Source organism: Pseudomonas sp. SST3 (assembly GCF_003325755.1).
The window spans coordinates 1-5,077 of the sequence record NZ_QORI02000086.1; the positions used below are offsets into that span (position 1 = coordinate 1).

The window sequence follows — 5,077 nt, forward strand, 5'->3', positions numbered from 1 at the left end:
TTTACCTACCAGACACCCCCGCAATCCAACTGTGGGAGCKGGCTTGCYYGCGAWRGCGGCCTGACAGKCGAYRCWGTTATASCGAGTACATATCCATTCCTGCGGTAACGGCCACTTAGGGTTCCGCCCTGACGGCGGCTCACTTTCGAAAAGCGCGAAAGTAAGCAAAGCGCTCTTGCCCCACCACTCGGCACCTCGCCTGGGCTCGGTGTGCCCGTAATCCGCCAAGTGATTTGGGGGGCCGCCGCCACGCGCCATCCATGGCGCGGGGCGGCTAAACCGGCATCCCTGCCGGTTTACCCCCCAAAWCCCTGTCGAATTCCGGCCAGCGTGGTTTGACGGGGCGCTTAAGATCAAAATCAAAAGCAGATCAAGAGCAGATCAAGAGCGACTCGCTTCGCATCGTGGTTACCGTCGGTTGCTACCGCCTATGCGGTGCTGTCGAGCCCCGTGCTGCGATAGGCCCGCATAAACAACTGCACCACATCCTGCACATGCTCTTCAGCCTCTTGCGCGCTCAATTGTCCGCCGCAGCCATACAACAAGCGAAAGTTCGCCGTGCCCTTGAGCAAGCAAAAGAAGTGCTCCGCGGCTTTGAACGGTGTGTCGATGCTCAGCGCGCCGCCCTGGTCAATCTTGCCGAGCAAGCGCTCCATGCCTTGCAGCATGCGCATGGGGCCGGCGTTGAAGAAGATCTGGGAGAGTTTCACGTCCTGATTGCCGGTGGTCATCATCAGGCGATGCAGGTTTACCGACTCCTCGCTGTTGATCAGCCGATGAAAGCCGCGTGCGATGTTGAGCAACACCGTCTCGACGGGCATGCCTTCGGGAAGCTCGAAGTACATCACCGGCAATTGCTCTTCACATTTGGCCACTACCGCCGCGGTGAACAGCGTCTCCTTGTCGGTGAAGTGGCTGTAGACCGTGAGTTTCGATACGCCGGCCGCCAGGGCGACGGCGTCCATGCTGGTGTTTGCATAGCCCTTGTCCAGGAACAGCGATTTTGCCGATTCGAGGATTGCCTGGCGTTTTGCCATGTCCTTGGGGCGCCCGGGGCTTGCGGTGTTCAGAGGATTGTCGGACATTTTCACCTTTAATACTGGACTGGTGAGTTTGGTATTAATAACATACCGGCCAGTATAATTATTCCAAGCTCTATTTGCGAAAGGTCCTTCAGCATGCGCAGCGCTTTCCTGCCCCTTGCTTTGCCTGTCAGCCTGATCTTCCTGTTGGCCGCTTGCGGCCATGAAGAAGCGGCCCAGACCACCGTACGCCCGGCCATGGTGGTGCAACCGCAGCCTTCGGCGCAGGCAATGGACAGCTACCCCGGTGAGGTGCGTGCCCGTTATGAGCCGGACCTGGCCTTTCGCATCGGCGGCAAAGTCAGCAAGCGCCTGGTGGAGGAGGGCGAACGGGTCAAGGCCAACCAGCCGCTGGCCGAACTCGACCCCCAGGACGTGCGCCTGCAACTGGAGGCCACCCGCGCCCAAGTAGCCGCCGCAGAGGCCAATCTGAGCTTGGTGCGTGCGGAGCGGGATCGCTACAAGACCTTGATGGACCGTCAGATGGTCAGTCGGTCGCAGTACGACAATTCCGAAAACCTCTACCGAGCCGGTGAAGCACGCCTGAAGCAGATCAAGGCCGAGTTCGATGTGTCCAGCAATCAGGCGGGCTACGCCGTGCTGCGTGCGCCTCAGGATGGGGTAGTCGCCAAGCGTGCCGTCGAGGTGGGGCAAGTGGTTTTCCGCTGGCCAGACGGTGTTCACCCTGGCCACCGATGGCGAGCGTGAAGTCTTGATCAGCCTGCCCGAGCAGGGCTTTGGCCGCTTCAAGATCGGCCAGCCGGTGTCGGTGGAGTTGTGGAGCCAGCCAGAGCAACGCTTCGCCGGGCGCATTCGTGAACTGTCGCCTGCCGCCGACCCCAAGTCTCGCACCTTCGCCGCGCGCGTAGCCTTCATCGGCGGCAAAGTGCCCGCCGAACTGGGCCAAAAGCGCACGGGTTTTCATCCAGGTCGACGGTGTCATTCCCCTATCGGTACCGCTGTCTGCCCTGAGTGCCGAGAACGGTGCGTCCTACGTTTGGCGTGTAAAACCGGACAACACCCTTGAACGCACCCCTGTACGCATTGGTGCGTTTGGCGAAAACACCGTGCCGGTACTCGAAGGCTTGGCCGCCACCGATTGGGTGGTGGCCGCAGGCGTGCATGTGCTCCATGAGGGCCAACCCGTGCGCCCGGTGGATCGCTCCAACCGTGTAGTGAATCTGGCGGCCAAGGAGTAGTCCCCATGGGTTTCAATCTTTCCGAATCGGGCGTTGCGTAATCGTCCAGATCGTACTGTTCCTGATCGATCCTGCTGGCCGTGGTTGGCACCTTGTCCTACACCAAGTTGGGACAAAGCTGAAGACCCGCCCTTTACCTTCAAGGCCATGGTGATCAAGACCAACTGGCCTGGAGCCACGGCCCAGGAGGTTTCGCGCCAGGTCACTGAGCGAATCGAGAAAAAACTCATGGAGACCGGTGAGTATGAACGCATCGTGTCGTTCTCCCGTCCTGGTGAATCCCAGGTCACCTTTATTGCCCGTGATTCGATGCGTTCGGCGCAGATTCCTGAGTTGTGGTACCAGGTGCGCAAGAAAATCAGCGACATCCGCCACACCTTGCCGCCGGATATCCAGGGGCCGTTTTTCAAACGATGAGTTCGGCACCACCTTCGGCAATATCTACGCCCTGACCGGCGACGGCTTTGACTATGCGGTGCTCAAGGACTACGCCGACCGCATCCAGATCCAGCTGCAACGCGTCCCGGATGTGGGCAAGGTCGAGCTGCTCGGCCTGCAGGACGAGAAGATCTGGATCGAGCTGTCCAACCTCAAGCTCGCCACCCTCGGCTTGCCTCTGGCTGCGGTACAACAGGCGTTGCAGGAGCAAAATGCGGTGTCCACCGCCGGCTTCTTTGAAACCCCCACCGAGCGCGTGCAACTGCGCGTTTCGGGCAACTTCAAGACAGTAGAGGAGATCCGCAACTTTCCGATACGCGTGGGGGATCGCACCTTCCGCATCGGTGACGTGGCTGACATCCATCGAGGCTTCAACGACCCACCGGCACCGCGCATGCGCTACATGGGCGCAGATGCCATCGGCCTGGCCGTGGCCATGCGCGACGGTGGCGACATCCTCGTACTGGGCAAGGCCCTTGAAGCGCAATTCGCACGCCTGCAAAAGAACCTTCCGGCAGGGATGGAGCTGCGCAAGGTGTCGGACCAGCCGGCAGCTGTGAAGACCAGCGTCGGAGAATTCGTCCAGGTATTGGCTGAAGCGCTGGCGATTGTTTTGCTGGTGAGCTTTTTCTCCCTCGGCGTGCGCACCGGCATGGTCGTCGCCCTGGCGATTCCGCTGGTACTGGCGATGACCTTTGCCGCCATGTATTACCTGGGCATCGGCCTGCACAAGATTTCCCTGGGCGCCTTGGTCTTGGCCCTGGGCTTGCTGGTGGATGACGCGATCATCGCCGTGGAAATGATGGCGATCAAAATGGAACAGGGTTACGACCGCCTCAAAGCCGCGAGTTTCGCCTGGACCAGCACCGCATTCCCCATGCTCACCGGCACCCTGATCACGGCCGCAGGCTTCTTGCCGATTGCCACCGCGCAATCGAGCACTGGTGAATACACCCGTTCGATCTTCCAGGTGGTGACCATTGCACTGCTGGCCTCCTGGGTGGCGGCCGTGGTGTTTGTGCCCTACCTGGGGGAAAAACTCCTGCCCGACCTGGCGAAGATTCATGCGGCCAAACACGGCACCGACGGCCCGGACCCTTTACGGCACACCCTTCTATCAGCGTGTAAGGCGTCTGGTGGAGTGGTGCGTGCAGCGGCGTAAAACCGTGATCGTGCTGACCCTGCTGCTGTTTATCGGCTCGGTTGCACTGTTTCGCTTCGTGCCGCAACAGTTCTTCCCGGCTTCCGGTCGCTTGGAGTTGATGGTCGACCTGAAACTGGCCGAAGGCGCTTCCCTGAGCAACACCGCCGAACAGGTCAAGCGCCTGGAGGCGTTGCTCAAGGAGCATGCCGGCATCAATAACTATGTCGCCTACGCGGGCACCGGTTCGCCACGGTTTTACCTGCCACTGGACCAGCAATTGCCCGCTGCCAGCTTCGCCCAGTTTGTGGTGCTGGCTAACACCATCGAGGAACGAGAAAGCCTGCGCACCTGGTTGATCGAAACCCTCAACGAGCAATTCCCCGCGCTGCGTTCGCGGGTCACGCGCCTGGAGAACGGCCCGCCCGTAGGCTACCCCGTGCAGTTTCGTGTGACTGGCGAGCACATCGAAGAAGTCCGTTCGCTGGCGCGCAAAGTGGCGGCCAAGGTTCGCGAAAATACCCATGTGGTGAATGTGCATCTGGACTGGGAAGAACCGAGCAAAATCGTATACCTGAATATCGACCAGGACCGTGCCCGTGCCCTGGGTGTGAGCACTGCCAACCTGTCGAAATTCCTGCAGAGTTCCCTGACCGGCGCCGGCGTCAGCCAGTATCGGGAGGACAACGAATTGATCGAGATCCTCCTGCGCGGCACGGTGCATGAGCGTAGCGAGCTGTCGCGCCTGCCGAGCCTGGCCGTGCCCACCGACAATGGTAAAAGCGTGGCGCTGTCGCAAATTGCCACCCTCGAATATGGATTCGAAGAAGGCATCATCTGGCATCGCAACCGTCTGCCCACAGTGACCGTACGGGCCGATATCTATGGCAAGGAACAGCCGGCGACCCTCGTGCAGCAGATCTTGCCGACGCTCGCCGATGTGCGAGCCGAGCTGCCGGACGGCTATCTGTTGGAGGTGGGCGGTACGGTTGAAGACTCTGCGCGGGGGCAAAACTCGGTGAAGGCCGGCGTGCCGCTGTTTTATCGTGGTGGTGCTGACCTTGCTGATGCTGCAACTGCGCAGCTTTTCGCGCACGGCCATGGTCTTTCTCACCGCACCGTTGGGGCTGATCGGCGTGACCTTGTTTCTGTTGGTGTTCCGCCAACCCTTCGGTTTCGTCGCCATGCTCGGCACCATCGCGCTGTCGGGCATGATC

General features: G+C 60.5%; 1 protein-coding gene and 2 pseudogenes. 2 read left to right on the forward strand and 1 reads right to left on the reverse strand.

Annotated features, from left to right (window positions below; translation table 11 throughout):
• Nucleotides 1–428: 428 nt before the first annotated feature.
• Nucleotides 429–1,085, reverse strand: a complete 657-nt coding sequence (locus DQ405_RS23915) for a TetR/AcrR family transcriptional regulator (protein ID WP_019817872.1) — start codon at nt 1,083–1,085, stop codon at nt 429–431.
• Nucleotides 1,086–1,178: 93 nt separating this feature from the next.
• On the opposite strand from DQ405_RS23915, the pseudogene DQ405_RS23920 reads away from it, so the two are divergent.
• Both DQ405_RS23920 and DQ405_RS23925 read left to right on the forward strand, forming a co-directional pair.
• Nucleotides 1,179–2,281 (forward strand): annotated as a pseudogene (locus DQ405_RS23920) (efflux RND transporter periplasmic adaptor subunit).
• 5 nt (nt 2,282–2,286) lie between these two features.
• Nucleotides 2,287–5,077 (forward strand): annotated as a pseudogene (locus DQ405_RS23925) (efflux RND transporter permease subunit); the annotation flags it as partial.

Bases quoted from the DNA above. Each gene is read 5' to 3' on its own strand.
- DQ405_RS23915 (WP_019817872.1), bottom strand. From the start codon at position 1,085: ATGTCCGACAATCCTCTGAACACCGCAAGCCCCGGGCGCCCCAAGGAC.